Origin of the sequence: Variovorax paradoxus (genome assembly GCF_022009635.1) — a bacterium.
In the GTDB taxonomy this organism is placed as follows: domain Bacteria; phylum Pseudomonadota; class Gammaproteobacteria; order Burkholderiales; family Burkholderiaceae_C; genus Variovorax.
In genome coordinates this window covers 5,402,190-5,428,068 of record NZ_CP091716.1, presented here as the reverse complement: position 1 = coordinate 5,428,068, position 25,879 = coordinate 5,402,190, and the positions used below count along the sequence as shown (strand labels likewise).

21 protein-coding genes are annotated in these 25,879 nt (G+C 68.7%); 3 read left to right on the top strand and 18 right to left on the bottom strand.

Annotated elements, in window-relative coordinates; genetic code table 11:
* Positions 1–159 precede the first annotated feature (159 nt).
* Positions 160–1,317, top strand: a complete 1,158-nt coding sequence (locus L3V85_RS25120) for a porin (protein ID WP_237675395.1) — start codon at positions 160–162, stop codon at positions 1,315–1,317.
* Between the two features lie 57 nt (positions 1,318–1,374).
* Here the strand turns inward: L3V85_RS25120 and L3V85_RS25115 are convergent, their stop codons facing one another.
* The gene (locus L3V85_RS25115; RefSeq protein WP_237675394.1) at positions 1,375–3,651 is read right to left on the bottom strand and encodes an ATP-binding protein; all 2,277 of its coding nucleotides are present in this window, start codon (positions 3,649–3,651) and stop codon (positions 1,375–1,377) included.
* A 181-nt stretch (positions 3,652–3,832) separates the two neighbouring features.
* Here L3V85_RS25115 and L3V85_RS25110 point away from each other — a divergent pair, with 181 nt between their 5' ends.
* Complete coding sequence (locus L3V85_RS25110; RefSeq protein WP_237675393.1) at positions 3,833–4,612, top strand: response regulator; 780 nt, start codon at positions 3,833–3,835, stop codon at positions 4,610–4,612.
* Between the two features lie 108 nt (positions 4,613–4,720).
* Entirely contained in the window at positions 4,721–4,918 is a 198-nt protein-coding gene (locus L3V85_RS25105; RefSeq protein ID WP_237675392.1) for a hypothetical protein, read from the top strand.
* On the opposite strand, the gene L3V85_RS25100 is transcribed toward L3V85_RS25105, so the two are convergent.
* From L3V85_RS25100 to L3V85_RS25020, 17 genes are all read right to left on the bottom strand, one after another.
* Positions 4,863–5,546, bottom strand: coding sequence for a response regulator transcription factor (locus L3V85_RS25100; protein WP_237675391.1), 684 nt, complete (start codon positions 5,544–5,546; stop codon positions 4,863–4,865). The two genes, L3V85_RS25105 and L3V85_RS25100, sit on opposite strands and share 56 nt — an antisense overlap.
* Before the next feature lie 11 nt (positions 5,547–5,557).
* A complete protein-coding gene (locus L3V85_RS25095; RefSeq protein ID WP_237675390.1) occupies positions 5,558–5,965 on the bottom strand; it encodes a hypothetical protein in 408 nt (135 codons plus the stop codon).
* A gap of 66 nt (positions 5,966–6,031) precedes the next feature.
* Positions 6,032–6,454 (bottom strand): hypothetical protein, encoded by a 423-nt coding sequence (locus L3V85_RS25090; protein WP_237675389.1) that lies wholly within the window; start codon positions 6,452–6,454, stop codon positions 6,032–6,034.
* Between the two features lie 9 nt (positions 6,455–6,463).
* Entirely contained in the window at positions 6,464–8,569 is a 2,106-nt protein-coding gene (locus tag L3V85_RS25085) for a TonB-dependent siderophore receptor (protein WP_414080244.1), read from the bottom strand.
* 186 nt (positions 8,570–8,755) lie between these two features.
* Positions 8,756–9,028 (bottom strand): hypothetical protein, encoded by a 273-nt coding sequence (locus L3V85_RS25080; RefSeq protein ID WP_237675387.1) that lies wholly within the window; start codon positions 9,026–9,028, stop codon positions 8,756–8,758.
* Positions 9,029–9,102: 74 nt separating this feature from the next.
* A complete protein-coding gene (locus tag L3V85_RS25075; RefSeq protein ID WP_237675386.1) occupies positions 9,103–11,058 on the bottom strand; it encodes a sensor histidine kinase in 1,956 nt (651 codons plus the stop codon).
* A complete protein-coding gene (locus L3V85_RS25070) occupies positions 10,968–11,717 on the bottom strand; it encodes a response regulator transcription factor (RefSeq protein ID WP_272934814.1) in 750 nt (249 codons plus the stop codon). Before L3V85_RS25070 ends, L3V85_RS25075 begins: the two co-directional genes overlap by 91 nt.
* A 201-nt stretch (positions 11,718–11,918) precedes the next feature.
* Positions 11,919–13,337, bottom strand: coding sequence for a hypothetical protein (locus L3V85_RS25065; RefSeq protein WP_237675385.1), 1,419 nt, complete (start codon positions 13,335–13,337; stop codon positions 11,919–11,921).
* 74 nt (positions 13,338–13,411) lie between these two features.
* Positions 13,412–14,611, bottom strand: coding sequence for a type VI secretion system protein TssA (gene tssA, locus L3V85_RS25060; protein WP_237675384.1), 1,200 nt, complete (start codon positions 14,609–14,611; stop codon positions 13,412–13,414).
* The gene (locus tag L3V85_RS25055; RefSeq protein WP_237675383.1) at positions 14,611–18,696 is read right to left on the bottom strand and encodes a type VI secretion system protein; all 4,086 of its coding nucleotides are present in this window, start codon (positions 18,694–18,696) and stop codon (positions 14,611–14,613) included. The genes tssA and L3V85_RS25055 overlap by 1 nt, the downstream gene beginning before the upstream one ends.
* A gap of 58 nt (positions 18,697–18,754) precedes the next feature.
* Positions 18,755–19,516: a DotU family type IV/VI secretion system protein gene (locus tag L3V85_RS25050; RefSeq protein WP_237675382.1), complete on the bottom strand. Its 762-nt coding sequence runs from the start codon at positions 19,514–19,516 to the stop codon at positions 18,755–18,757.
* 5 nt (positions 19,517–19,521) lie between these two features.
* Positions 19,522–20,844 carry a type VI secretion system baseplate subunit TssK gene (gene tssK / locus L3V85_RS25045; protein WP_272934102.1) on the bottom strand — a complete coding sequence of 441 codons (1,323 nt, stop codon included), beginning with the start codon at positions 20,842–20,844 and terminating at the stop codon, positions 19,522–19,524.
* Between the two features lie 20 nt (positions 20,845–20,864).
* Positions 20,865–21,338, bottom strand: a complete 474-nt coding sequence (locus L3V85_RS25040) for a hypothetical protein (protein ID WP_237675381.1) — start codon at positions 21,336–21,338, stop codon at positions 20,865–20,867.
* Positions 21,335–22,819: a dicarboxylate/amino acid:cation symporter gene (locus L3V85_RS25035; RefSeq protein ID WP_237675380.1), complete on the bottom strand. Its 1,485-nt coding sequence runs from the start codon at positions 22,817–22,819 to the stop codon at positions 21,335–21,337. The genes L3V85_RS25040 and L3V85_RS25035 overlap by 4 nt, the downstream gene beginning before the upstream one ends.
* Complete coding sequence (locus L3V85_RS25030) at positions 22,792–23,526, bottom strand: aspartate/glutamate racemase family protein (RefSeq protein ID WP_237675379.1); 735 nt, start codon at positions 23,524–23,526, stop codon at positions 22,792–22,794. Before L3V85_RS25030 ends, L3V85_RS25035 begins: the two co-directional genes overlap by 28 nt.
* A gap of 13 nt (positions 23,527–23,539) precedes the next feature.
* Positions 23,540–24,814: a dicarboxylate/amino acid:cation symporter gene (locus L3V85_RS25025; protein ID WP_237675378.1), complete on the bottom strand. Its 1,275-nt coding sequence runs from the start codon at positions 24,812–24,814 to the stop codon at positions 23,540–23,542.
* A 23-nt stretch (positions 24,815–24,837) separates the two neighbouring features.
* Positions 24,838–25,869, bottom strand: a complete 1,032-nt coding sequence (locus tag L3V85_RS25020) for an ABC transporter substrate-binding protein (RefSeq protein ID WP_237675377.1) — start codon at positions 25,867–25,869, stop codon at positions 24,838–24,840.
* Positions 25,870–25,879: the final 10 nt, after the last annotated feature.

Genomic DNA, 25,879 nt, shown 5'->3' with positions numbered 1-25,879 from the left:
AAGCCTTTGCTCATTGCGTTCGCGCATGTTTGACGTGCGCGCACAACACTCGAAGCGAAGGAGAACCGATCTACCAATTTCCTCCGGAATTGAACGAAACCATGCGTACAGCCGGTCGATACCGAGCGGCCGCATCAGACCTGAAACTGGAGAAACTGAATGAAGAAATCCCTCACGGCATTCGCTGCCCTGGCCGTCTGTGGCCTGGCCTCTGCCCAATCGTCCGTCACGCTGTTCGGCGTGGTCGACGCCGCCGTCACCTACCAGTCGGCGACTTCGCGCGACCCGGTCACCGGCGCCACGATCAAGTCGAGCAAGACCAGCCTGGGTAACTCCGGCTACAACTCCAGCCGCATCGGCTTCCGCGGCACCGAAGACCTCGGCGGCGGCCTGGCCGCGAGCTTCTGGCTCGAAGCGCCCATCACCAACGACGACGGCGCCACCGGCATCTCCACCTTCAGCCGCCGCTCCACCGTGAGCCTGTCGGGTGGCTTCGGCGAACTGCGCCTGGGCCGCGACTACACGCCCACCTTCTGGAACGACACCGTGTTCGACCCGTTCGGCACCAACGGCTCCGGCACCAACGTGATCAGCACCGTCAGCGGCAACACCACCATCAACAACGCCAACTACGTGCGCGCCAGCAACTCGGTGGGCTACTTCCTGCCGCCAAACCTGGGCGGCTTCTACGGCCAGCTGCAGTACGCCTTCGACGAGAACACCAGCACCAGCGCCACCAGCACCACGGCCGCGACCAGCAGCAACGCGGGCCGCTACGTGGGCGGGCGCTTCGGCTATGCCAACGGCCCGCTGGACGTGGCGCTGGGCGTGGGCCAGAGCATCGCTGTGGACACCACCACGCTGGAGCGCAAAGTGCAGACCATCAACCTGGGCGCTTCGTACGACTTCGGCCCGGTCAAGCTGTTCGGCGAACTGTCGAGCGTGAAGAACAAGTTCGACACGGCGCTCACGAACACGCACGACAGCTACAACGGCTACCTGATCGGCGCGACGGTGCCGGTGGGCGCGGGCCTGATCCGCGCGTCGTACTCGCAGGTGCGCTACAACGAAGGCGCGGCCGGTGTCACGGGCGAGGACCCGCTGGCACGCAAGCTGGCAGTGGGCTACGTGCACAACCTGTCCAAGCGCACCGCGCTGTACGCGACGATCGCGCGCGTGAACAACCGCAACGACGTGAACTACACCGGCAGCCTGGTCTCGGCCAGCACCACGGGCTACGGCAGCACCGGCGTGACTTACACGGGCCTGCCGCGCTCGTCGACCGGCTACGACTTCGGCATTCGCCACGCATTCTGAGGACCGATCCACGCGAAGAAAAAGAAGGGAGCGCTGCTCCCTTTTTTTCGTGCTGTATCAGGATGAGGCGCTGTGTTCCAGTAGCGGCCCTTCGCGGCGCGGTGCATCCAGCGCCAACGGCACACGCACCTGCGCCAGCAGCCCGTGCGAGCCCGACTTCAGCACCACGTCGCCGCCATGCGCACGCGCGATCGAGCGGCACACGGCCAGGCCCAGGCCGCTGCCTGCCGCGCGCGAGGAGCGGGCCTGCGGCGTGCGATAGAAGGGCTTGAACACGCGCTCCAGTTCATCGGGCGGCAGGCCCGGGCCGCGATCGCTGATCTCGACCACCACGTCGGGTCCGTCGGTGAACAGGCGCACGCGCGCCTGGTTGCCGTACTTCACGGCGTTCTCGATGAGGTTGTCGAGCACGCGGCGCATGCCGATCACGTCGACCTCCACTTGCGCATGCTCCGTGCGCTGCAAAAGCAGCACGTCCTTGCCGACGAACACCGCCTGCTCGACCACGTCCTCGACCAGGCTTGCGAAGTCCATGCGCTCGCGCGCGCTGACCACCGACGCATCGCGGATGAAGCCGAGCACCGAGCCGATCATCGACTCCATCTCTTCCACGTCTTCCAGCATGCCGGCGCGCACATCGTCGGGCACGTCCTCGATGCGAAAGCGCAGCCGCGTGAGCGGCGTGCGCAGGTCGTGGCTGATGGCGCCGATCATCACCGTGCGGTCGTCGACGAAGCTGCGCAGCCGCGCCTGCATGCGGTTGAATGCCTGCGCGGCGCGGCCGATTTCTGCCGGGCCTTCGAGTGCCAGCACGGGCGCGGCCGGGTCGCGGCCCAGCTGGTCGGCGGCGCGTGCGAAGCCGGTGATCGGCCGCACCAGGCGGCGCGAGAACCACCAGCCCGCGGGCGCGACGATGGCCGCGGCAATCAGGAACCACAGCAGCACGCGGCGCTGCCATGCGTTCGGAAACGATTCAGGCACCGGCTGCACCACCACCCAGCTGCCTTCGCGCGTGTAGACGGCGGCGATGAAGTCGCCTTCGACGAAAGGCGCGGGCGCGAGGCCGAAGAGGCCGCGCGTGGCGGGCCGTTCGACGTCGGCGGTGGGCTCGGTGGAAGGCTGCGCTTGCGGCGCACTGGGCGACGGGCGCGGCGCTTCCGGGGTGGCACGCGATGGTGTTGCCACGGCGGTGGCGGGCGGCTCGGATGCCGGCGCGCGCGCGGCGGGCTGCGCCGGCTTGGCGGGTGTGCGGGCGGCAGGCGTGGAGGGGGCTTCGGTCGTGGTCGTCGACGCAGCCTTGCGAGTCGGTGCGCTTTCGATGGCGAGCGGAAAGGTAGGTACCAAAGGCGCCGAATGAATGACGGGCGGGGCGGCCTGAAGCGGTGCCGTGAAGGGCGATAGCCGGGGCGCGGCAGTCAAGCCGGGGGCGTTGGCCGTGGCAGGCGGTGAGGCTGCCGATGAGGGCGGCGCCGCGTCGGGCGCGGCGGTGGTGATGCGCGGCGAGGCCTGTGCACTGGGCGCGGCCGAAACGGAGGGAGCCAGGGCGCCGGGAGATGGCACCACGGTGAGGTCGCCCGACGATGTACTGGGCGTGGGAGCCAGCAGGCGCTGGCTCGTCGTCCCGTTGTCGGGGACAACTGCGTTGGTGGTGCCGCTCGTGTTGCCCGGCACCTGTGCCTGCTGCGGCTGCGATTGCTGCTGCTGTTGTTGTTGCGGGAATCCGCCCTGGTTGGTGCCCGGGTCGCGGCTGGTGCCGAGGCTTCCGTTCCAGCCGCCCATGCCTCCAAGGCCGCCCGGGCTGCTCAGGCCTCCGGGGAAGGCCGTTCCTCCCGCCGGGCCTGAAGGCATCCTGGACATGCCGCCCCCGGGGCCGCCCATCTGTACCCGGATGAAGCCACCGCCGGTGGGCACGAACGATGCCTGGCGGATGCCCGCTCGCGGCGCCGTTCCCGCGTCGGCCACCTGTCCGGTGGTGCCGGCAAAGGGCAGCGGCGTGAAGAAGTAGAGCCGCACCTCGGTCTCGTCGCGCTCCATCAGCTGGGCCAGGTCGTGGCGCGAGCGTTCGGATGTCAGCCAGCCCTGGCCCTTGGGCTCGGGCGCGCGTGCCTGCAGCGAGCGCTGCAGCAGGCTCGCGTTGCGACCTTCGGCGGCGCGGCCCGAGAGCACGCGGGCGATGTCGCCAAGCTCCCACTGGCGCTGCGGCTCCGGCGGCAGCAGCACGGTCAGCGCCAGCGTCACGACCTGTGCCACCACCAGGCACGCGAGCAGCAGGCCGGTGATCTGAAGCGCCAGCGGCGGGCCGGGCCAGCGGCGCGCGGTACCTTGGGAGTTCATGGGGCGATGCTGGCACGGACGGCAATCGATGTCACGCCGGCAAGGCTCGGTATTTGCGTGTTCATCTTCTGCTCCCGGCTTTCAGTGGGCGAGTCTGGAGAGCGCTTGTTGCGGCCGGATTTCAGCGTATTTCAATTCATTTCAACGCACGAGGGCTTCGGGGCCGGGTGGCGCCCGGCCTATGATCCGCTACCCGATCCGCCGTAACGTGAACCTGTCCACCCGCATCCTCATCGTCGACGACGACGCCGGCATCCGCAGCCTGGTCGCGTCCTTCCTGGAAAAGCACGGCTTCCAGGTCGACGGGGCCGGCCATCCGGCGGAAATGCGCGAACGCCTTGCGCAGGCCGACTACGCGCTCATCGTGCTCGACGTGATGATGCCCGGCGAAGACGGCCTGAGCGCGCTGCGCGAACTGCAGCGCATCGGCGGGCCTCCGGTCATCATGCTGTCGGCCGTGGGCACCGACATCGACCGCATCGTGGGCCTGGAGATCGGCGCGGAGGACTACCTGGCCAAGCCCTGCAACCCGCGCGAGCTGCTGGCGCGCATCCGCACCGTGCTGCGGCGCGCGGCCAAGCCTTCCGCCGGGCAGGCGGCCGCCGCGCAGCCCGCGTCGGGCGACGCACCCGCCACGCTGCTCTACTTCGCGGGCTGGCGCATCGACCTCGAAACCCGCCTGCTGCACGACCCGGTCGGCCAGCCCGTGGACCTGTCCGACGGCGAGTTCCGCCTGCTGCGCGCGCTGGTGGAACATCCACGCCGCGTGCTCACGCGCGACCAGCTGGTGCAGTACGCGCTGGGCGCGGAAAGCGATTCGTACGACCGGGCGATCGACGTGCAGATAAGCCGCCTGCGCCGCAAGCTCGCCTCCGGCGAGGCGCGCGCCGACCTGATCCGCACGGTGCGCAACGAGGGCTACATGTTCGTGCCCGCCGTCACGCGCACGCCCGAGGCCTGAGCCTTCGCCTTCACGCCGGCGCGGCAACGAAGCCGCAACACGCTGAAATCCGTGGGCAATGCGCGGGCCGCAAGCTCGAGGCCTCGCATTCATCATCCCTATCGACTCATGACCTTCCTCGACTGGCTGTGGGACTGGCGCACCCTGATCGCGCTGGCCGTGGGCGACGCCGTGCTGATGGCGATGTTCCTCGTGTGGGATGCCAGGCATCTGGCGTCTCTGACCTTCCTGGCGCTGCAGCGGCAGCGCCTCAGCCCAGAAGACCGTGGCGCGTCGCCTCGAGGATGGCCTGGGTCCGGGACTTGACCTCGAGCTTGCGGTAGGCGTTGCGCGCGTGGAACTCCACGGTGTGGATCGACACCTCCAGCGCGTCGGCGATCTGCCGGTTGCTCAGCCCGTCGGCGATCAGGCGCAGGAACTGCAGCTCGCGCGGCCTTAGCTGGCGCGGCGCTTCCGCCGCATCGAGAGGGGCAGTAACAGTGCCGCGCCGCATCGACACCGCCAGCATGTCCAGCACACGGCGCCCCACGCGCGGATCGAGCGCCACGCCACCGCTCTCCAGCGCGCGCAGCGCATAGGCAATCTCTGCGTCTTCCGCATCGCTGAGCAGATAGCCCGTCGCGCCAGCAGCGAAGGCGGAGCGCACCAGGTCCCGGTTGTCCATGTGCGAGATCGCGACGACCTGGCTGCGAGGCTGCGCCACGCGTATGCGCGTGATCAGCCGTGCGCCTTCGCCGGTCGGTTGAAGCTGCATGTCGACGAACACCAGGTCGAACGAGAAGGCCGCCAGCAGATGATGGGCTTCCTCTGGCGTGGACACACACGGCGCGTGCCGGCCGGGCGCGAGCGCACCGAGGATGCGCAGCATGCGGCGCGCGACCGCGGGGTCGGCTTCCACGACCAAGGCGCTGAAGAAAGGCACCGGCCGGAGCATGAGTGAGTTGTTCAGAGCGCCGGCTTCGGATGCGCGAGACGAGCCGCCTTGCGCGCATGCCTGCAGGCACCGCCATGCCTGTGCGAAGACGCCGCGCCGGTGCTTCGGTCCATGATGGGCGCGAGGGTCGACTGGGCATAGCTTCCCGCGTCGTCGGTCTCTTGCGCGGTGCAGGTTTCGCTGCCGGCCACCAGCATGCCGACCACGAGCGCGCCGAACGCCAGCAGGCCCGCCACGCGCGGCATCCATGCGCTCTTGCGCCAGCCGCGGCGAACGGTGTGCGCGGGCTGGGCCTGGCTCCATCGCGCCTGCATCGGACGCCCTGGCGGCTGGCCGCTGGCGGCCGCCGTGGGCAGCGCGCCGCTGAACCGGAGCGCTTGCGAAGCGCCGTGTGTATCGCGATGCCATGGGCTGTTCATGACTGGCATGTTGAACTTCAAAACGGGAGAAAAATTGGACGACGGGCGCATCGTTCGCATCTCGCTTCAGCGGTTGAAGCGGCGCGGCGCGTGCGGCCAGTCGCCGCTGAGCAGCAGGCCCAGGCCGGTGGCGCGCAACGCCGCGGAGAGCGGGTCGATGAAGAAGCCGCCGACGTAGCTCGACGACTCCGGAAACACCTCGGCATGCGCGACCTGCGGCGCGGGCAACGAAGGCGCGGGTGCAAGTGCGACGGGCTCTGGCGTTGGCGCGGGCTCCGACTGCGCCACCGTGATCCACGCACCCGGCGGGTCGGCCGTGACCGTCATGTACTCGGCCCCCTCGAACTCGTAGACCAGCGCGTACTTGCCGCCGGGAAGCCAGGTGCTCGACACCACGCGCGCCTGCGCTGCCGCGTGCGCGCCGCCGCATGCCGCGGCGATCCACAGCGCAGCGGCTACCAGAGCCATTCTTTGGAGGAGGGTGGTCATGCGATGGTCCTAGAAATCGAGCTTGGCGCTCAGGCTGAAGGTGCGCGGGTCGCCGGGCTTGATGTAGTTGTCGTACTGGAACTCCCAGTAGCGCCGGTTCGTGACGTTGTTGATCGCCGCGCGGAAGGTGGTGTTGCGCCCGCCGATGCGCGTGGTGTAGCTGGCGCCGATGTTGGCGATGGTGTAGCCCGGCAGGCTGATCTGGTTCGACGCATCGAGCATGGTGCCGCCCGTGTACTTCATGTCGGCCGACAGCTTCAGGCCCGGCACCTGCGCCACGTCGTAGCCCACCTGCGCGGTGGCGATCATCTTCGGCGCGCCTGCCACGCGGTTGCCGTTGTAGCTGCTGCCGCGCTGGTAGGAGGCGTCGAGCAGCATCAGGTTGCCGCCGACCTGCCACTGCGAACCCAGCCGCGTGGAGGCGCCGAACTCCACGCCCTGGTAGATCGACAGGCCGTCCTGCACCAGAACGTTGGCGCTGTTGGCGTACTCCGCGCCGCGCTCTATGCGAAACAGCGCGGCCGTGGCGCTCCAGCGTTCACGCTCGGTCTTCAGGCCCAGCTCGTACTGGCGGCTCTTCAGGGGGTTCAGCAGCTGGCCGTCGTTGGCGTAGAGGTTGCTCACCGTGCTGCCCGGCTCCAGCGACTCGACATAACTGCCGTAGAGCGTGGTGTCCGGCGCGGGCTTGAACATCAGCGCCAGCGTGGGCGTGACGACGCCGCTCTTGCGGTATGTAGAAGTTTGCGTGCCCGTGGTGTCGTAGCCGTTCTGCTCGTAGGTGGTGCTGCGCAGGCCGGCCAGCACCGACCACCTGTCCGACAGCTTCAGCGTGTCGCTCGCGAACAGCGCGCGTTGCGTGATGTCGCTGTTGCGGTAAGGCGTGAAGCCGGTCACGCTGGTGTAGCCGTTGGTGTTCTGGCTGAAGATGCTGCCGGTGCCGATCAGCTGGTAGACCGCGTTGCTGCTGTAGTCGTTGACCTGCTTCTGCCAGGAGGCGCCCAGCGTCAGCTGGTGCTCGTAGTCGCCGGTGCGCAGCTTGCCGGTGGCCATGGCCTGCCATTGGTTGAAGCGATGGCCTTCGGCGCTGTCGGAGCGGTAGTCGTCGTAGTTGCCGGTGCTGTCCAGCAGGTAGGCGATGCCCTCGTTGCGGCTGCGCGTGGCGCTGCTGTGGCTGTAGCTGGTGCTCAGGGTCCAGTCGGGCGAGAGCTGGTACTGCAGGCCGGTCGAATAGAGGTTGAAGTCGGTGGACAGGTGCTGGCCCGCGCCCACCAGGTTCTGGTTGTTCGCGCCGATGGTGGAGGGCAGTTGCGTGCCGGTGTAGCTGCCCAGGTAGATCGACGGCGTCTGGCCCGTGGTCTGGCGTTTCTGGTAGAGCGAGTCGAAGGTCCAGGTGAGCTTGTCGGTGAGCTTCGCATCGAGGCCCAGCGACACCGAATTGCGGCGCACGTTGCCGTCGTTGTAAGTCTTGCCTTCTTCGTGCGTGGCGTTGAGCCGGTAGCCGAAGCGGTCGTCGGCGCCGAAGCGCCCGCCCAGGTCGACATGCTCGCTCCACACGCCCGCGGTCTTGTAGCCGACGTCGATGCTGCGCACCGGCTGGTCCGTGGGCTTCTTGGTCACGTAGTTGACGATGCCGCCCGGCGAGCCGAAGCCGTACATGAAGCCCGACGAGCCCTTGAGCAGATCGATCTGCTCGAACTGCTCGTAGGGCAGGGTGATGGCGTAGCTCAGGAAAGGCTGGCCGTTGATGCGGTAGCCGTTCTGCCAGTCCAGCGGCAGGCCGCGCACCGAGATGTAGGTGGCCCAGCTGCTGTACGCGCCGCTGTTGTCGGAGACCGAAGCGTCGAGCGCGAAAACGTCGCCGAGCTTGGACACCTGGCGCTCGGCAATGTCCTCGCTGCGCACCACGGTGGTCGAGAAGGGCGTCTCCAGCTGCGAGCGGGTGCCCAGAGCGCCGGCGCCGGCCTTGGCGTTCAGGTGCTGGGGCGTGTCGTCCTGCTGCGCGTCGGCGGTGACGGTCACCGTGGGCAGCGCCGCGCTGTCACGGGCAGGGTTGGCCTGTTGTGCGTCCTGTGCAAGGGCCCGGCCACCCTGGGTGGCGGCCCACAGCACCAGCAGGGTGGCGCGGGCATGCGGGCCGAAGGCGGCGCGCCGGAAGGAAATGGCGGAAGGGTTGGCGTCGGCGGCGTTCTGGCGTCTCGGGTTCAACGGTGACTCACTGTGTAGATAAGAATGGCTCTCATCTTCACGATCGATCTCGGAGAAATCTGGGACGCCGGCCCCACGGCCGTCGCGGTTCTTGCGTCAGTGCCCGTTGCTCGGTGCCGGGGCGAGCCCGCGCTGCTTCAGGAAGTCGTAGAGGCTCACGGCCAGCACCTGCGCGATGGGAATCGGCAGGGTGAGCCGCAGCACCGCGGCGCGGTTGACGGAACAACGGTCAGAACTGTGGTCGACGCGGCTGGCATCCAGGGTGATGTGGACGCAGCCCGCGTTGACCCAGTAGCCCGAGACTTCGTCCGCGAACACCTGCGGGGCATGCAGGTCGTCGAAGTAGGTGGCTTTGGGAGGCTGTGACATGGTGGGGCCGGAAATTGGAAGCCCCGATGATCGGCAGCGATCTGGTAGAAAAATGGGCCGCCGCGCCCGGCCCTTCAAACCGCCGGCGCCGCGCTCCCGCCGCCGATGCGCGCTTCGATGCAACTGCCCTCGCGCGAGGAAGAGATGCGCAGCTCTCCGCCGATGCGGCTGGCGCGGGCCTGCATGCTGCGCAGGCCGATGCCCAACATCGACTCCGAGACCATCGCCGCGTCGAAGCCCAAGCCGTTGTCCTCCACCGAAAGCCGGGTCTCGCCACCGGCCTGCGTCGACAGCGACACGCGCAGCCGGGTCGCGCGGCTGTGCTTGATCACGTTGGTCAGCGCTTCTTCAAGAATGCGCGTCAGCCCGAGCAGTTGCTTGGTGGACGGCGGCGACGCCCATGCCGGAGGAATGCGCCATTCGTTCTCGATCTCCAGCTCGTCGAACAGCTGGCCGAAGCGGTAGCGGATCGGCGCCAGCCACAGCAGCGGCGTATCGGCCACCGTGGCCGACGCGCTGCTGCTGGTGTCGATCACCTGGCGCAGGTCGTCGCGCAGCGACTTGAACATCGACAGGTACTGCCGCGAGCCGATGGCGCTGCCCGACTGCTCCACCAGCGCGATCGAGCGCACCAGCGAGCTGCCCAGGCCGTCGTGCAGGTCGTGCGCGAGCTGCAGGCGCTCGCTCAGGCGCACGTTGTCGAGCTCCAGACGGTGCTCGCGCGTCAGGGTGCGCGCGAGGTCGTCGCGGGCGATGCGGATCTGGCCTTCCAGCACCGCGTTGAACGACTCCGCCTGCTGCACGCTGCGCGCGAACCGGCTCGCCAGGATCAGCGCCATGCCGATCGTGATCAGCGGCGCGGTGACCGGCGTGAGGACGGAGGTGTTGCTCGCCAGTCCGAGCAGCCCCAAGGTATCGTGAATCGCGGCGATCAGGAAGCCCACCAGGCATACCGCCAGCAACAGATGCTCGGTCTCCCGCGTGCGAAACACCGCCCGCACGATGAACTGCAGACAGGCCGAGATGAAGAGCAGCACATAGCCGATGAAAACGGCCATGGTCGCGGTCGAATACCAGCCGCGCGGCATCAGCAGGAACAGCAGCGCGACCAGGCCGCAGCCGGCCCACAGCACGCGTGCAAGCCGGGGAAACCGCTGCCCGCCGAAAGACCACAAGAACATGTACAGCGCGCTGCAGAACAGGGTCATGGCAACCGTGACGAAGCGCGACCAGCCCTCCGTCGTGCCGAAGGGCCAGGGCGTGGTCACCACGGTGTTGCTGAAGAACAGCACCCAGGTGGCGGAGGTCAGCGCGTACCAGCCGTAGGCGGCGTCTTTCCGGCGCACCAGCCACACCGCCAGGAAGAACACGCCCAGCGTGGCCGAGATGACCAGGTTGACGATCGACAGCGTGCGAAAGAAGAAATTCTGGCGCTGCTGGTGCGTGGTTGCCGTATCGATGTCCGCGACCAGCGTGTTGCCCAGCCCGGAGTCGTAGCGGCTGGCGCCCACCACCTGGATGAACAGCGCATTGCGCCCCGGCCGCAGCGCCGCGTCGGGCAGCACCAGCAGGCGCGGCGTGTTCCAGCCGCGGCTCAGCGGCTCCACCAGGCTCGGGTCGCGCCACAGCAGCGTCTGGTTGGCGAAGACCGCGCCGGCCATGTTGATGTAGTCCAGCGCCACGGCCAGCGGGGCTGCTCCGGAGGCGTTATCGGAGTCTTCCGCGCAGGTCCGCGTCCAGTCGATGCGATACCAAACGGTGCCTTCGAACTCAGGCCACTCGCGTTCCCAGTGGTGCGGCAGGCTGACCGGCTCCCAGCCGGTTTCAGGCAGCGCCGCCGGGCTCTGGATGCCGGCCGCGGTGCGCAATGCCGACACCGAATCGACCCGCGGCGCGCAGCTCTGGCCCCACGCGGCGCCGCTTCCCGCCAGCAGCAGGATCAGGGCAACAAGCCACGCGAGCGCGCCTCGAAGACCGCCCGGGTGCGAGTCGAGACGGCGAGCTTCTGGTAGACGTGCTTGATGTGACATTCAACGGTGTGCCGGGACAGGAAGAGTTGCTCCGCGATCTCGCGATTGGTCAGGCCCTGCGCGACCAGCTGCAGGATCTCATGCTCGCGCGGGCTGATGTCCACGCTGCTGCGTTCGGGCTGGGCTTCCTCGGCGGGCGGCGAAGCATTCGCCTCGGGCAGCGTGGTCGGCGTCGAATGCGCCAGCTCCAGGATGCGCCGCGCGATGAACGGGTCGATCGGCGCGCCGCCGCGCAATATGCTGCGCACCGACAGAGACAGCTCGAGGTCGTCGCGCTCCTTCAGCACATAGCCGGTCGCGCCGCTGCGCAGCGCGGTCAGGATGACGTCTTCCGTGCTCCAGGCCGAGATGACGAGGATCGGTATGCCCGGGTCGTCCGCCCGCAGCTGCTCGATCAGCGAGACCCCGCTGCCGTCCGGCAGGCCGATGTCCACCAGCGCCAGCGCGTGCGGCTGGGCCGCCATGCGCTCCCGCGCCTGCGCGATCGACTGCGCGAAGACCAGCGCGTCTTCGCGATAGCCCAGCGCAGCGAGCACGCCGAAGATGCGGCGCTGCATCAGCGCGTCGTCCTCCACCACCAGCACGGGGGCCGGCAGCACGGAGTCGCGCCCCTCCTCGGGGCCCAGTTGCAAAGCGCGCGCCGGGCCGCCTGATTCCATGGTCATTTGCTTCCTTGCCGCGTTCGCGCGGCACTTGTGTCGGGCGAGTCTGCCGGGACGGCGCGATTCGGGAATCACCAGATCTGGTGATTCGCGCGGGGGCGTGGGCCCCGTGCCCGCGGGGATGTTAGCAAGGGGGCGGCAGCCGCGTACTTGCCTCATTCTTGCGGCGAGGGCGAGGGGCCTCGTCGCTCACGACGGTCACAGATTGTCGGATGGCGGTATCGCCTCAAGTTCGTCCACTTCCTCGTCGTCTTCCGGGATCTCGAGCACCCTGGTGACCGATCCATGCGCCACGTTCTTGGTCGCACCCCGGGGTGTGGGAGTACCTTTGGCCCAAAGCACGATCTTGTCGAACTCGGTCTTTGCGAGCCTCAGGTTTGCGGCATCGATGGGGGCAGGCAAATCTTGGTTCGCCATAAAGGTAGGTAGGGGCGCCTGGGGCTCTTCTGTGGGCTTTAGCAGCGGCTCTCGCAGGACGGGCATGGGTGTCAGGGCTATTGGAGGGGCAATCCCTCTCAATGACTGCAAACTGAAGCCCATCTTCATATCGGTCAGATGGCGGCTATTGATAGCGGCGTGCCTGGAAACGGGCTTGGGTTGGTAGCGCTTCAGGCTCTCGTCGCGCCAGTAGAGCTGCTGCTTGATGCCTGCTGGTTTCTCGATGACTTGGCGCTGGAACCCAGGCACCTTGCCGATCCATTTGGCCATGCGCTCTGCCTGTTGGTTGAATTTTTCCTCGAGATATAGCGTGCGGATACCCAGCAGCGCGGGGACTTCGATCATCCCGCTACGCATTCCGATGATCGATACACCGGTGTATTCCTCAGCCAACAAACACCACAAGCCCAGTTGAGCGGAGCGCGGATCGATCTTCACGTCGGTCCACAGTTCGGTCCAGTCGGCGTCTTTCCAGAACTCCGCCAGGGTAGGTAATGTGCGCAGTCCGATGTTGTCGCCCGCGGCCACGGGAATGACAGAGGACGTGCGCCCGATTTCCTCGTGGAGCATCCTCCACGTCAGGATTGATGTGAAGTGATGTGCCTTTTCGGCATTTCGAGGCCCCTCCTTCGCGAAGAGAAAGACGTAGGCGCGTTTGGGCAGAAAGCCGCGTTCGGTCAGGAAACTGCGGACGACCGGACGCTTGTCGACAAATCCCGTGCCAACCTTTTTCGGGACGCGGCTCAGCCGCCAGAGAGCTCGCGTGTCGCTTTGTGTCTTTCTCTTGTTGCTTGCGAAGGCTTTTGCGATAACGCCCGTGCCGAAGGTCGCGGAGCATACGCGAATCGGCGTCGGAATCATCGTCCTCACGTCGTCGGGAATATTCGCGGGATCTCTGCTGCTCACCAGCCGGTACACGCTCTTCATGAGTTCTTCGTCGGCGCCAGGGCGAATATCCGACGGGTCGGTAATTTCGAGCGATTTCGCTCGGTCGGCGCCCACGATGGATTTGTAGAAATTCTCGAGTTCCAGGCCCTGGGTACTCAACGTGGGGCAGTAGATGACCAGCACGCCCAGTTTCGGCTTCAGTCTGAGAGCCGTGGCAATGGAGTTGCGGTCCCCGCTCATGTAGGCGCCCTGGACCAATACCTCTGCGACGTGTACGTTGTTGAATGGCATACGGTACCTTTCGTGTGGATGAGGGCGCTGGCCGGCACTCCCCGTTTCAGAAGAACAAAGCCGAACCCGTCTCTTCAGGCGTCCAGCCTCACGCCAATGATCGAAAAGAACCGATTCAGGTCGCCGTCTTCACGCAGCACTTCCTGCATCAGCTGCGGCAGCGGCATGCGCCCCCAGGCCACGGCGCGGTTCACGAGGTAGGGCGTGGGGCTGTGCGGCTCCTCGCGCAGCAGGTATTCGGCCGCCAGTTCCAGCAGCTGGTAGGCCTCCGCGCGGCTGCCGATGCGCCCGTTGGCGGCAGCTTGCTGCAGCGGCGCGGAGACAACGGCGATGTGAGGGGGCGAGATGGTCAGAGGTGTTTCGCTCATGTCGTCTTCCAATACGTAGGCGGGCGATGGCGTCATGGCCACGGGCTTGGGCTGGTCGCGTGGATCGCGCTCCTGCAGCAGGCTGCGCAGCGCCTGCCGCATGCGCGCCAGCATCTCGGCCACCTTCGACAGGCTGGGTGCATCGATGCCCATGCGTTCGTCGAGCAGCGCCGTGAGGTCGCGCCAGGCCTCGGCCGCCAGCGCCACCCGGTCGTCGAGCGCGGCTATCGCGTGCAGGTCGCGCGCGGCGTGATCGAGGATGTCCTGGCGCGACACCGTCTGCGCGCTCGGCTCTTCGACGGCGTCTTTCGCCTTCGCCTTGGCAGTGCCCGCGCCGGCGCCGAACTCGGTGGTCAGCGCACGCTGCCAGTCGCTCAGGTTGATGAAGGGCGGAGAAAAATCGGGCCACGCGAGCAGCGGCACGCGCATCAGCAACACATGCGCCAGCGTGTCGTTCGCCCACACGAACGCCGCAGCCCGCATGTCGGCATCGCCGTCGTCCCCGATGCGCGGATGCACGCCTTCCCAGAACTCCCGCACCAGCCCTTCGAGCAGCCGGGCTCCGGCGATCAGCCCGTCGATGCCGTGCCGGTGCAGCCATGCCTCGGTGAGCCATGCGGCCACCTGCAGGTCCTTGCTGCGCCGCTGCAGCAGCTCGGTGCACAGCATCTCGGCGGCGCGCCAGTCGGCCTTCTTGAGCGGGCGGGTCCACTCGCCCATGGGCAGGCTGGCGTCTTCCTCGGTGCGGGCCTCGCGGATGCGGCCGTACACCGGGTCGTAGCGCAGCGACGGCCCGGCGGGGCCTTCGGCGGTGTCCGTGTCCAGCGGCGCGAGAAAGGCCGCGAGGTCGGGCGCGAAGCCGTCCAGCGCGGCTTCGGTGTTCAGGGAGGAGAGCAGGGCGGCCATCAGGGCGTGTTCCATTCGGGCGCGCGCGCCGGGAAGGCGGCGGGCCATATCAGGGCGTTCTTCTTGCCGGCGGGGCTGGCCGCGACGCGCAGGAACACGCGCGCGCGTCCGCCGGCCGGCGTCTGGGCGGTGTCGCCGGCCGACTGGGCGACCAGCGGGAACTCGAACTTCAGCAGTTGCGAGCGGCCGTCCGGGCGCTGCAGCGAATCGCCTTCGCGCTGGCGCTGCGCCAGCGTGAGGAGTGCCCACGGGTCGGCAAAACGGAAGCTCACGCTCTGGCCGTCGGTCAGCAACGCGGGCTGCTGCGGGTCGGCGCGCGCGACGACGGGCGAGTCCTTCGCGATGCGCAGCACCAGCGCCACCGGCATGCCGTATTCCCAGCGCAGCGTGCGCGGCGCGTCGCGCTGCTTGAGCACCTGGTCGCCGACCTCGAAGGACCAGTCGATGATCTTGTTGCCCTCGATCTCGGCCATGGTGTTGACCCGGAAGTCCACGCTCAGGTCGTAGCCCGGCGCGCCGCCGTCGTCGGTGGGAAAGAGCGGCTGCAGGAAATCGCGCGTACGGCCGAACTGGTCGGCGAAGCGGCGCGCGGCCGCGCCCGGCATGGCCGCGGTGCGTACGGCGCCGTCGGTGCGGCTTTCCTTCAGCGCGCGCGCCAGCGGATCGAAGGCGCGAGACAGGTCGTTCACGTCCGCCGGGTCGGCCAGGTCGAAAGCGCGCGCGGTGGTGGCCGCGCCGAACGGATGGCGTCCCGCCAGCGAGCGGTTGAAGCGCGTGGAGAACTGCGTCCACAGCTCCTGCTGGTCGCCGTATTGCAGTTCGTAGCAGCGCGCGAGCAGGGCGCTGTAGATCTGCTGGTGGCGGTCGGCGAAGTAGTCGCCGAGGCGCGCCGCCGGCGCCTTGCCGGCCAGCTTGGCGGCGCAGGTCTCGCGGTCGATCTCGGCGCCCGTGGTGCCCAGGAACTGTTCGAGCAGCAGCAGGCTGCTGTTCGGGTTCTTCAGCCGGTAGCGCTCCAGGTCGCGGTTGATGGCCTGCCAGCGCTGCGCGAGCACCGAGCCCGCGCCCGCGCCGTCGAGCGCGGCGATGTAGCCGTCGGCCAGCTTGCCCAGCGTCTCGGTGCGGTTGAACTGCTGGCCCAGGTAGGCCGCGAGCGAACCTGTGTCCGACACGCCGAAGGCCACCAGCATCGGCCCGCGCTCGCCGCGCCAGCCCTGGAAGTCGCGTCCGCGCATGGCGTACAGCTCCGACTGGTTGAAGGCCTCGTCCACGGCCTCCAGGCGCTGCAGCGCATCGCGCGACACCAGCGCGCGCAGGTCTTCGGCGCGCGCACCGGCCCCCAGCTCGTACAGCAGCGCCTGGATCTTGGCGAGCCGCTGGCGCGAGGCCTCGTAGGCGACAGCCTGCGTGTCCGTGGCCATCAGCGCGGTCGAGGTGGGCCGCATGCCGTCGCCGCCACCCGTGGCGGCCTCGGCCACCTGGTCGATCACCAGCTGCGCGAAGTGGGCGTTCAGCGCGCTTTCCACGGCCGGGCGCACTGTCGGCGGGAAGGCCGTCATGCCCTCGCTCATGTAGCGCTTGCGGATGTCGCCCACCGCCAGCGCCTGGTCGAGGCGCGGCAGGTCCCAGGCGGAGGCACCGCGCAGGCCGGCGCCCGGCAGCTCGCGGTCGCGCGCGGCGGCCATGAAGGGCTGCGCCAGCAGCGCGGTGAGCGCGTCGCGCAGCGCGATGCGTTCGGGCGCCAGCATGAAGCGGCCGTCCTTGTCCTGCCACACCAGGCCGGGCTGCGCGCCGCCGAAGCGCAGGTTGAACTCGGCGCGGAATTTCTGGAAGGCGTCCTGCGCGCGGCCGCGCACCGCGTCGGCCGACTCCTGCCCCAGCAGCCGGTTCTGTTCGATGCGCGCGATGGTGCGGTCATAAGACGCGCCCAGGACCAGCACCGGCTGGCGCATCCAGCCGCCCTTGCCCGAAGCCACCAGGTCTTCCTGGTCCTTGATGGCGCCGATCACTTCGCGGTAGCTGGCCGTGGTGCGCGCGAAGGTGCCGTTGCCGGCCAGCGAGGGCATCAGCCGCGCCAGCGTCTGCTCCGACACCAGCAGTTCGTTGTTCACGAACAGCCGCGCGTCGAGCTGCGCCGTGCCCTTGTCGAGCGCGCAGCGCAGCGCGGCCTGCACCGGCACCAGCGGAATCGCCAGCGCGTTGCCTTCGGCGGCCTGGCGGAAGTAGCGCAGGTTGCGGCTCAGGTCGGCGGGCAGCTCGGCGCCCAGCGCGTAGCGCACCGCCACGCGCAGGTCTTCGGCATTGCCGGTGGAAGGCTGGCGCAGGCGTTCCACCGCCTGCAGCGCGGCGTCGAGCTGCTCGGCCGAACCCAGGTAGCGCTGCAGCGCGCCGAACTCGGGCTGGTCCTCGACCAGCAGGCCGTTCTTGCGCGGCGCGTCGCCGATGGTCCTGAAGCTCGGCGGCAGGCCGCAGCTGGCGCCGACGATGAATTCGCCGGTCGCCTCGTCCTGCTCCACGCCGCTCAACTGGCTCACGCGGGCCATCAGCTCGCGCCGCAGCGTGCTCACGGCGATGTCGCCGAACTCGCGCTCGATGCGCTCGATCACGCGCTCGTTCAGGTCGTCGAAGGGCCGCCACGAGCCCGGCATGAAGAACGAGTAGGTGCCGTCGGTGCGCAGCCGCTCGTTCATGGCCAGCAGCGACAGCGCCTTGTTGCGGTACCAAGCGGTGGGTATGGCCTCGCCGCGCTGCTGCGCGCGCATGCGGTACTGCGCGTCGTGCTGCAGCTGCGAGAGCGCCGACACCAGCGTGCTGTTGTGCCGGTGCAGCTGCCAGGTGGCCACCACCAGGCCGATGCCCCAGCCGCCCAGGAAGATCACCGCCGTCCAGCGCAGCGCGCGGTGCAGCACCGGGCGCGCCAGGGTCTGGGTGCGCGACGGCCGGGTGAGGCCGTATTCGAGAAAGATCTTCTTCTCGAACAGGTCGCGCAGGAACGCCGGCTGGCGCATCAGCTGCGCGATCAGGTCGCCGCCGATGGGCTCGAGGTCTTTCCGCCCGTAGGCGTCGTGCTCGGCGTCGATGGCGGCCACGGCCTGCGCCGATTCGCCGGCGTCGCCGGTCAGGTAGATGCCGCGGAAGAAGAAGGGCTCGTGATACGCGCTCGGGCGCATCAGCTCGTCGACATACAGCTGCAGCTGGCCGCGCAGCGCCTCGATGCGCGAAGGCAGCAGCAGCTGCGGGCCGGCACCCTGCGGCGAGGTGTCGGTGGCGAAGAGTTCGGCCGACACGTCGGACACCGAACGCACCACCGTGCCCACGGCTTCGTCGACCCAGCCCGGCTGGTAGGTGGTCGACAGGTCGTAAGGCGAAGACCAGCCCAGCATGCTCGCGCGCAGCGGCTCGGGCAGCGCGCGCGCGAAGGCGCTGAAGCCTTCGAGCTGCTCGGCGCCGGTGATCAGCACGTACACCGCGAAGCGCATGGCGAAGCGGTTCTGCGCGAGCCACAGGCGGCGGTGCGCGAGCTTGGCGCGCTTGGAGAGTTCGAGCCGGCCGTCGGTGCTTTCGTCCAGCAGCAGCGCCGCCGGAATGGTGATGACCACCGAATCGAACGGCCGCTGCGGCCGGTAGGCCCGGCACATGCCCAGGAACTCGTCCCAGGGCTTCTCGGAAGCGTCGTCGTCGTCCGGCGAGCCGAGGTAGGCGCCCTGGATGTCGATGACCACGCCGCGGTCGAAGAAGTGCCACGAGATGCCCTGCGTGGCCGCGGCCGATGCCGACTCGGTGCTCAGCGCGCTGGCCACGCCCGACTGCTCGATGGGCAGCTGGCGGTGGTCGTCGCCCTCGTTGAGCAGCATGATCCACGGAATGCCGTAGCGGTCGGCGCGCGAGGCGATGTTGCCTTCGATCAGCTCCACCGCCTGGCGGAACGAACTGCGCAGCGAATCGAAGCGGATGCGCGCGACCTTCGGGTCGCTCGACGGCTTGGCATGCGAGCGACGGGCGGCAAAGTACAGCACCATGCCGAGCACGAGCAGCACCACCAGCGTCAGCACCGCGATGGAAATGAGAAAGAGCTGGTCCGTCAGCATGGCGACGACCTCCTGGGGCTCGTTGAGCTCGTTGAGCTCGTTGATGGGCGCATGTCGTTCATCGCTGCCAGGCCCCCGACGCATCGACCGCGCCCGGCTGCAGCACCTGCCGCACCGGCCACGATTGCCACAGCCACAGCAGTTCCGACACCGCCAGCAGCGTGGCGGCGCTCAGCAGGAACAGCACCGTCCAGCGGCTCAGCGTGGGCAGCTTGCGCGGCGCGATGTGCGAGAGCGTGCTGGCATAGGCCCGCTCCGACACCACGCGGTCGCGGCCCGAGAAGTCGGCCGGACGCTGGTAGACGAACTGGAACAGCTCCTCGCGGTAGCCGAGCAGGCGGGCCGTGTCGCCGTTGCCGCGGTACTTGCCCTGGAAGCCCAGCGCCAGCGCAAAGAGATACAGCCGCGCAATGTCGCGCTTGGAGGGCTCGCGGCCCGACAGCAGCTCCTCGATGCGGTTGAACACCAGGTCGCCCGCGATGTTGGTGCGAAAGAGCGAAGTCTCCAGCAGGTGCGCGGTCCAGCGCTCGCGCCCGACCCACGGCGTTTGCAGCAGGATCTCGTCGGCCAGCGCGGCCTTCAGGTAGCGCGCGTCGGCCACGTTCTCGAGTTCGAAGCGGGTGCTGTCGCGGCGCGATTCGAGCGACTGCAGCTCCAGCAGGTTTTCCAGGTGGCGGGCCAGCGCCTGCGCCACCAGGTCGGGGTCGGTCTCGCGCGATTCGGCGGTGCGGTCGCGGGCCTTCACGATCTCGTCGTAGAAGGCGCGGAACTGCTTGGTGATGTGGTCGTCGACCGCAAGGTCGGGGAGGGTGCGTGCCATGGGGGTCAGTCCTTGATGAACAGCACGATTTCCTGCGGAGGCAGCGCGGTGGAGCCTTCGTTGGCAATCACCAGCAGCTCGCCGGGCACGGTCAGCTTGGCGCTGGTCTGGATCTCGTAGAGCAGGTAGCCCGAACCGGGGCGCAGGCCGAGCTCGTCGGCCGAGTCGATGGGGTTGCGCTGCGCGCCCGGCCAGCGGTCTTCGCGCAGCGAGCGGTAGGCCGACTGCGAGCCCACGATGGCGCTCTTCATCCAGGCCTGGATGTCCTTGTCCGACTGGCCCCGCAGGCCGACCACGATGCGTTTGCCGGCCAGCCATTGCGGCTGCAGCGTGGTCTCGAAGGCGCCCTGGCGGAACTCGAACTTGTGCTCGCGGTACTCCTGGCTCACTTCGGACACCGCGTCGCGCAGCGCCAGCAGCAGCGGCTGGAATACGAGCGACGGGTTCGCATGGTCGTAGTCCATCGGCACCGGCGGCAGGCCGCCCGGCCGCAGCAGGCTCAGCGAGGCCAGCAGCGCGCACAGCGACCAGTACATCGGCAGCGGATGCAGGTGCGGCGTGCGCAGCACGGCCTCGGCATGCGGCAGGCCCGACAGCAGGCTGCGCAGCCGGTCCTTCAGCTCCAGGTGCGCCAGCCGGTCGTCCACGCGAGAAGAGGGCACGGCCGTCTGCTTGGCCACGAAGGCGGCCTTGCCGCGCAACTGGCCCAGCAGGGCGGCCGCGGCCGTCCACAGCGGGTTGTCGCGCGCCACTTCCAGCAGCGGCGGCTGCGCGTCGCCGAGCTTGACCACCTCGTTGTCCTTGAACACCTGGCCCAGGCGCAGATGCACATGCGTGCCGGGCGGCACGGCGCCCGCGCTGAGCGCCAGGCGCGGCAGCATGCGCGGGATGTTCGCGGGCTCGGCGTCGGACACCGCGTCTTCCACCGGCGCGCCGGCCACCGAGCGAAAGCGCACGGTCGCGGCGCGATGCCGCGCGGGGCCGGTGACCGGCAGCGTGAGGTAGATGTCGAGCGGCTCGTTGGCCAACTGATCGGCATGCGGCGCCAGCGACAGCTCCAGCGTGCCGTGCGCGGCCTCGGCGGCCGAATACTGCACGGCGGTGCCGTCCGGCAGGATGGCTTCGAGCGCCAGCACGCGCAGCATGCCGGTGGGCAGCAGGCCGTGGTCGAACACCAGGCGGCGCACGCCCCAGCTGAAGGGTGCGGCGGCCAGCGTCTGCCAGGCCACGAGGGAATCCATGCGCGCCGAGAACTGCTGGAAGTGCTGCGGCGACAGCAGCATGCCTTCATGCCACTCGACGCGGTCGGTGATGGGGACTGTGTTCACTGTTGAAAGGTCCGGGTTGTTCAACGCGTGGTCGACACGTCGAAGCTTTGAATGTCGAAGCGGGCGACGACGGCGCCCTTGAGGTCTTCCACCCGCACGCGGTTGGCGCCGGGTGTGGTGTAGTTCGCGAAGACGAGCACGGCCGCCACGCGCGGCGAGCCGATGGCGCTGGAGGGCACGCGGATCGTCTGGCCCGGCACCAGCTCCCAGGAGAGGTACGACAGGCTCTGCGGGAAGGTCTTCTGCAGGTCGGCGCGCGCGCCGAACCACTTGGCGGCGGTGAGTTCGGTGACGCGGGCGAGCATGGCTTCGTCCAGCACCATCACCACGTCGACCGCCACCGGGCTGTTCTGGTTGGCGTTGGGCGCGGCCGACAGCGTGAGCTCGCTCCAGTCCACGCGCGTGCCCTTGGGAAAGAGGCTGCCGCATGCGGCCAGCTGTGCCACGAGCAGCGCGGCGGCGATCCATCTGAAGAAAGTCGAGGTCCGGTTCATCGCGAGATTCCAGGGTTCGCCGCGGCCGAAGTCGCGTACGCGGCGGAGGGCTGGACGGCCTGCCGTGCACCCACGGCAATGCCCATCAGCAGGATCAGCAGGGAGGCCAGCACGCTGCAGCCGGCCAGCAGGTAGACGTTGCCGCGCGTGAGCACGAAGCGCAGCGGCTGCACGGGCGCCGTGTCGGCCGCGGGCGCGGTCACACGCTCAGAGGGCAGGCCGGCCGAGACGATGGCGATCAGCGCACAGCTCGCCAGCAGCGTGAGCAGGTTGCGCGGGCCTTCGCAGATCAGGTCGATGGCCAGGAAGAGCGCGAGCGCCGCCTCGATGGGCAACTGCAGCAGCGACAGCACGATGCCCGCGTAGCCCACGTTGGTCAGGCTGTTGTTGCCGGCCGAAGCAAAGGCGGCCACCGTGGCGCCGGTGCCGATCATTCCGATGTCGGCCGCGCTCAGCGTGCGGTCGTACAGGTTGGCCACGAACAGCGCGAGCAGCACGTAGTAGAGCGCCGAGCCCGCGCGCAGGAACACAGAGGCGGTGGGAACCACCAGCTCCACGATGCCGCGGCTGAAGCCCAGGCGCGCGCTCATCGCCTCGATGGTGTGCGGAATGCTGGCGGTGGTGCTCGACGACACCAGGCTCACCAGCATTGGCGTCTTCAGGTGCTGCAGCACTTCGACGAGCGGCTGGTTGCCGCGCCGGTGGATCACCGCGATGGCGGCCATGCCCAGCAGCGCCACCAGCACCACGAAGTGCAGCAAAAAGCCGAGCATCGCGCGGATCGTCACCGCGTCGGTCTCGGAGAACACATGCGCCGACATGCCGAAGGCCACTACCGGCAGCAGGATGTTGGCGCGCGCGATGATGAGTTCGAGCGTGCGGTAGATGCCCTCGAACATGTGGTTGAGCGCGTTGTGCTGCGTGCGCGCCAGCGCCGCGAAGGCCAGGCCGAACAGCAGCGCGCACGACAGGATGCCCAGCGAGCGGCCCTCCACCAGCGCGCGGAAGAAGTTGTCGGGCAGCAGCGTGGCGCGCGGGCGCTCGACCGGCGTGGCCTGCACGCCGTTGTCGTACAGCCGCATCTCCATGTCGCCGCCGTCGCCGGCCTTCTGCACCAGTTCGCCCAGGTGCTCGCGCAGGTCGGCGTCGAGATGCGCGCCCGGCGAGTTCACCCAGCCCAGCGCGAGGCCGGTGGCCGCGCAGCTGGCCACCAGCAGCAGCGCCAGGCCCGCGATCATCGCGATGCGCCGCGCCGGAAAGGGCAGGCCCATGGTCTGGCGCAGGCCGAAGAAGGTGGCCACCACCAGCAGCGGAATGGCCGCCATGCTCACGATCGACAGGTACACCTGCGCCGCCGTGTAGGCCACGTCGCCCACCGCGGGCGCATAGATGCCCGCGACGCCGCCTGCCGCCATGCACAGCAGCAGGGCGAGCAGGCTGTGGGACATGCGCGTCAGGAAACCCATGTCGGCTTGTTCCATCCCTTGTCGAGCGCGAAGGCGACCGTGGCGCGGGCCAGCTCCAGCGAACTGTCGATCAGCGTGAGGGCGCTGTGCTCGGCGGCGTGCGCGGCATGCGCTGCAATCGGCAGTTCGGTGCAGCCCATGATCACGGCGGTGGCGCCGGTGGCGGCCAGTGCTTCGAGCGCAAGCTCGAAGGCGGCCGCGCCGGCCTGCACGTCGCCGGCCTTCACGGCGCGGATGCAGGCGTCCACATGGTCCTGCCCGGTAGAGGCATCGGGCACCAGGAAGTCGATGCCGCGCTCGCGCAGCGCCTCCTGGTAGAAGCCCGAGGCCAGCGCGCCGCGCGTGGCGAGCACCGCTACCCGCGCCGCCCGGCCGTCCGGCGCCGTGGCGACGGCGGCCACGCAGGACTGCGCGATGTGGATCACCGGCGCCCGGCTGTGCGCCACCATCTGCGCATACCAGTGGTGCGACGAGTTGCAGGGAATCGCCACCACGCCCACACCGATGCTGTTGAGCACGTCGATGCCCGCGAGCAGCGCGGCCAGCGGGTCGGGCCCCGTGCCCAGGATGGCGCTGGAGCGGTCGGGCACGTGCGGCAGGTTGGCCACGATCACCGGCAGGTGCTCCTGGTCGCGCGTGGCGGGCGTGAGCTGGATGATCTTTTCCATGAAGTCCACCGTGGCCGATGGACCCATGCCGCCGAGAACGCCGATGCGTGACATGAGGCCGTGCTCCCTAGATCTTCAAGGGCCGCGGGCACACCACCGCGACGGCCGCGGTGTTGCCGATGACCAGCACCAGCGTGCGCAGCATGTCGCAAACCGGGTCCACCGCCAGGAACAGGATGAACGCCGCCTCGAAGGGCAGGCCCAGGTAGGTGCAGGTCATGCCGATGAGCGACACCGTCACCAGCCCCGTCATGCCAGCCGATGCGAAGCCCGCGAGCACCGACGAGGTGAGCACGATGCCGATCTCCACCGGCGACAGCGAGCGCCCGTAGATCTGCGCAATGAAGAGCGTGGCGCACACGTAATACACGACCGGCCCGATGCGCAGCAGCGAGACCGTGAGCGGCACCAGCAGCTCCACCCGCGAGCGCGCGAAGCCCAGCCGCGTGACCAGGCTCTCGATCATGATCGGCATGCAGGTGGCGCTGCTGCGCGTGGCCAGCGCCAGCGCGAAGGGGCCGCGCAGCGCGTTGAGCGTCTGCCCCAGCGTGCCGTTGGAGCGCTTCCAGATGATCACCGCCGCCACCGCCAGCAGCAGCACCGACACCACCAGGAAGGCCACCACGAAGGCGCCCATCGCCCTCAACGGCTCTATGCCCGTCTTGCCCAATTGCGCCGCGCTCATGCAGAACAGCACCACCGGCAGCGGAAAGCTCAGCCAGCGCATCAGCGTCTGGCAGGCGTGATAGACCGTCTCCAGCGCCTGCGTCAGGCCGTCGGAAATGCGCGTGGGCACATGCCCCACCGCCAGGCCGAACAGCAGCGCGAACACCAGCGTCTTGAGCGTGTCGCCGTTGGCCAGCGCCGAGAAGATGTTGGCCGGCACCAGGCTCACCAGCATGTCGGCGAAGCTGGCGGTCTTCTTCACTTCGTCCACGCCGCGCAGGTTCATGGCCGTGTCGCTGGCGCTCAGGTCGCCGCCCACGATCTGGCCGAAGGTCTGCATGGTGGTGCTGGGCAGGTTCTCGCCGGGGCGAAGAATCAGCAGCGTGGCCGCGCCGGCAATCGCCACGAAGGCCGAGAACGCGAGGAACACCAGCGCCACGCGGCCCAGCAGGCTGGCGGTGCCGCCGTCGCGGAACAGCCGCTGCAGGCTGAAGATCACGGCCGAGACCATGAAGGGCAGCGTGATCATCTTCAGCAGGTCGACGTAGATGTCGCCCACGAAGCCCAGCGTGGTTGCGAGCGCGGGCGCGAGCATGCCGAAGGCGACGCCGGCGCCCAGGCTGATGATCACGACCCAGGGGTTGAGGACGAAGGCGTAGAACTTGGAGGAATTCATGATGGGTGTGCGTCCGTTGCGGCTCAGCGGTCGAGCGCCTGCAGGACTTTCTGGATGTCCAGCTTTTCGGTGCGCTGGGCGAGGAACTGGTTGACGTAGGCCAGCAGCGTGGGGTCGGTCACGGCCACGCCGATGCCCAGGGTGTCTTCCAGGTCCTTCAGCGTCACGGTGCGCAGCACCAGCGACACGGTGGGGTCGGCCTTGAGCACGCGCTTGACCTCGAACTCGTCGCGGTACGCGCTCACGATCTCGCCCTTGTGCAGGGCCGCCAGCACCTCGTTCCAGGTCGCGAATTCCTGAATCTTGGCGTGCGGGAAGTTGGTGCGCGCGTAGTCCGCGAAGGACGACTTGGCGATCACGCCGATGCTGCCGTTGAAGTTGCGGATGACCTCCGGCAGCGGCCGCCCGTGCGAGATCTGCGCGAACTTCACGCGGTTCAGGATGAGCGAGTGGTTCAGCGTGAGGTACGCGTCGCTGAAGGCGATGGTCTGCGTGCGCGCCAGCGTGCGCGACAGCTTGCTGATGGCCAGGTCGGCCTGGCCGCTGGCCAGCAGGTCGACCACCGCGTTGAAGGTGCTGGCGTCGCGGTTGAAGCGCAGCTTGACGCCCAGTTCCTTGGCCAGCGACTGCGCCAGGCCCACTTCGAGCCCGGTCCACTGGCCGCTGTCATCGAAGAAGAAGAACGGCGGCGTGTCGACCTTGAGCATGGCCACCACCAGCTCGCCGCGCATCACGATGCGCGCGATGTCGGGTGCCAGCAGCCGGCCGTCGGGCACGCGCACGAGGCCGTTGGTGAGCACCGGTGCCGGGGGCGCGGGTGGCGGCGCGTCGGTTGCGGCCGCCAGTGTCGCGGGCGACGCGGCCGCGGGAGCCGCGAGCGTCACCACCGGTGCCGGCGCGGCGGGCGCGGTGAGCACGCCCTGCGCCACCGGGCGTTCGCCCGCGGCGCCGGCGCCGCTGCTTGCGCAGAGGCCGGCAAACGCCAGCAAGGCGGGAAGGGCAAGGCGCCGAAGCGCGATGTGCATGCCCGTGAGGTGTCGTGTGTTGTTCGACATGCTTGGAATC

What these genes read in the sequence shown, in the direction of transcription:
- L3V85_RS25120 (WP_237675395.1), top strand. Translation starts at nt 160, where the DNA reads ATGAAGAAATCCCTCACGGCATTCGCTGCCCTGGCCGTCTGTGGCCTG.
- L3V85_RS25110 (WP_237675393.1), top strand. Translation starts at nt 3,833, where the DNA reads ATGATCCGCTACCCGATCCGCCGTAACGTGAACCTGTCCACCCGCATC.
- L3V85_RS25065 (WP_237675385.1), bottom strand. Translation starts at nt 13,337, where the DNA reads ATGCCATTCAACAACGTACACGTCGCAGAGGTATTGGTCCAGGGCGCC.
- L3V85_RS25070 (WP_272934814.1), bottom strand. Translation starts at nt 11,717, where the DNA reads ATGGAATCAGGCGGCCCGGCGCGCGCTTTGCAACTGGGCCCCGAGGAG.
- L3V85_RS25055 (WP_237675383.1), bottom strand. Translation starts at nt 18,696, where the DNA reads ATGCTGACGGACCAGCTCTTTCTCATTTCCATCGCGGTGCTGACGCTG.
- L3V85_RS25020 (WP_237675377.1), bottom strand. Translation starts at nt 25,869, where the DNA reads ATGTCGAACAACACACGACACCTCACGGGCATGCACATCGCGCTTCGG.
- L3V85_RS25025 (WP_237675378.1), bottom strand. Translation starts at nt 24,814, where the DNA reads ATGAATTCCTCCAAGTTCTACGCCTTCGTCCTCAACCCCTGGGTCGTG.
- L3V85_RS25095 (WP_237675390.1), bottom strand. Translation starts at nt 5,965, where the DNA reads ATGAACAGCCCATGGCATCGCGATACACACGGCGCTTCGCAAGCGCTC.
- L3V85_RS25035 (WP_237675380.1), bottom strand. Translation starts at nt 22,819, where the DNA reads ATGGAACAAGCCGACATGGGTTTCCTGACGCGCATGTCCCACAGCCTG.
- L3V85_RS25050 (WP_237675382.1), bottom strand. Translation starts at nt 19,516, where the DNA reads ATGGCACGCACCCTCCCCGACCTTGCGGTCGACGACCACATCACCAAG.
- L3V85_RS25040 (WP_237675381.1), bottom strand. Translation starts at nt 21,338, where the DNA reads ATGAACCGGACCTCGACTTTCTTCAGATGGATCGCCGCCGCGCTGCTC.
- tssA (WP_237675384.1), bottom strand. Translation starts at nt 14,611, where the DNA reads ATGGCCGCCCTGCTCTCCTCCCTGAACACCGAAGCCGCGCTGGACGGC.
- L3V85_RS25090 (WP_237675389.1), bottom strand. Translation starts at nt 6,454, where the DNA reads ATGACCACCCTCCTCCAAAGAATGGCTCTGGTAGCCGCTGCGCTGTGG.
- L3V85_RS25080 (WP_237675387.1), bottom strand. Translation starts at nt 9,028, where the DNA reads ATGTCACAGCCTCCCAAAGCCACCTACTTCGACGACCTGCATGCCCCG.
- L3V85_RS25105 (WP_237675392.1), top strand. Translation starts at nt 4,721, where the DNA reads ATGACCTTCCTCGACTGGCTGTGGGACTGGCGCACCCTGATCGCGCTG.
- L3V85_RS25030 (WP_237675379.1), bottom strand. Translation starts at nt 23,526, where the DNA reads ATGTCACGCATCGGCGTTCTCGGCGGCATGGGTCCATCGGCCACGGTG.
- L3V85_RS25115 (WP_237675394.1), bottom strand. Translation starts at nt 3,651, where the DNA reads ATGAACTCCCAAGGTACCGCGCGCCGCTGGCCCGGCCCGCCGCTGGCG.
- L3V85_RS25075 (WP_237675386.1), bottom strand. Translation starts at nt 11,058, where the DNA reads ATGTCACATCAAGCACGTCTACCAGAAGCTCGCCGTCTCGACTCGCAC.
- L3V85_RS25100 (WP_237675391.1), bottom strand. Translation starts at nt 5,546, where the DNA reads ATGCTCCGGCCGGTGCCTTTCTTCAGCGCCTTGGTCGTGGAAGCCGAC.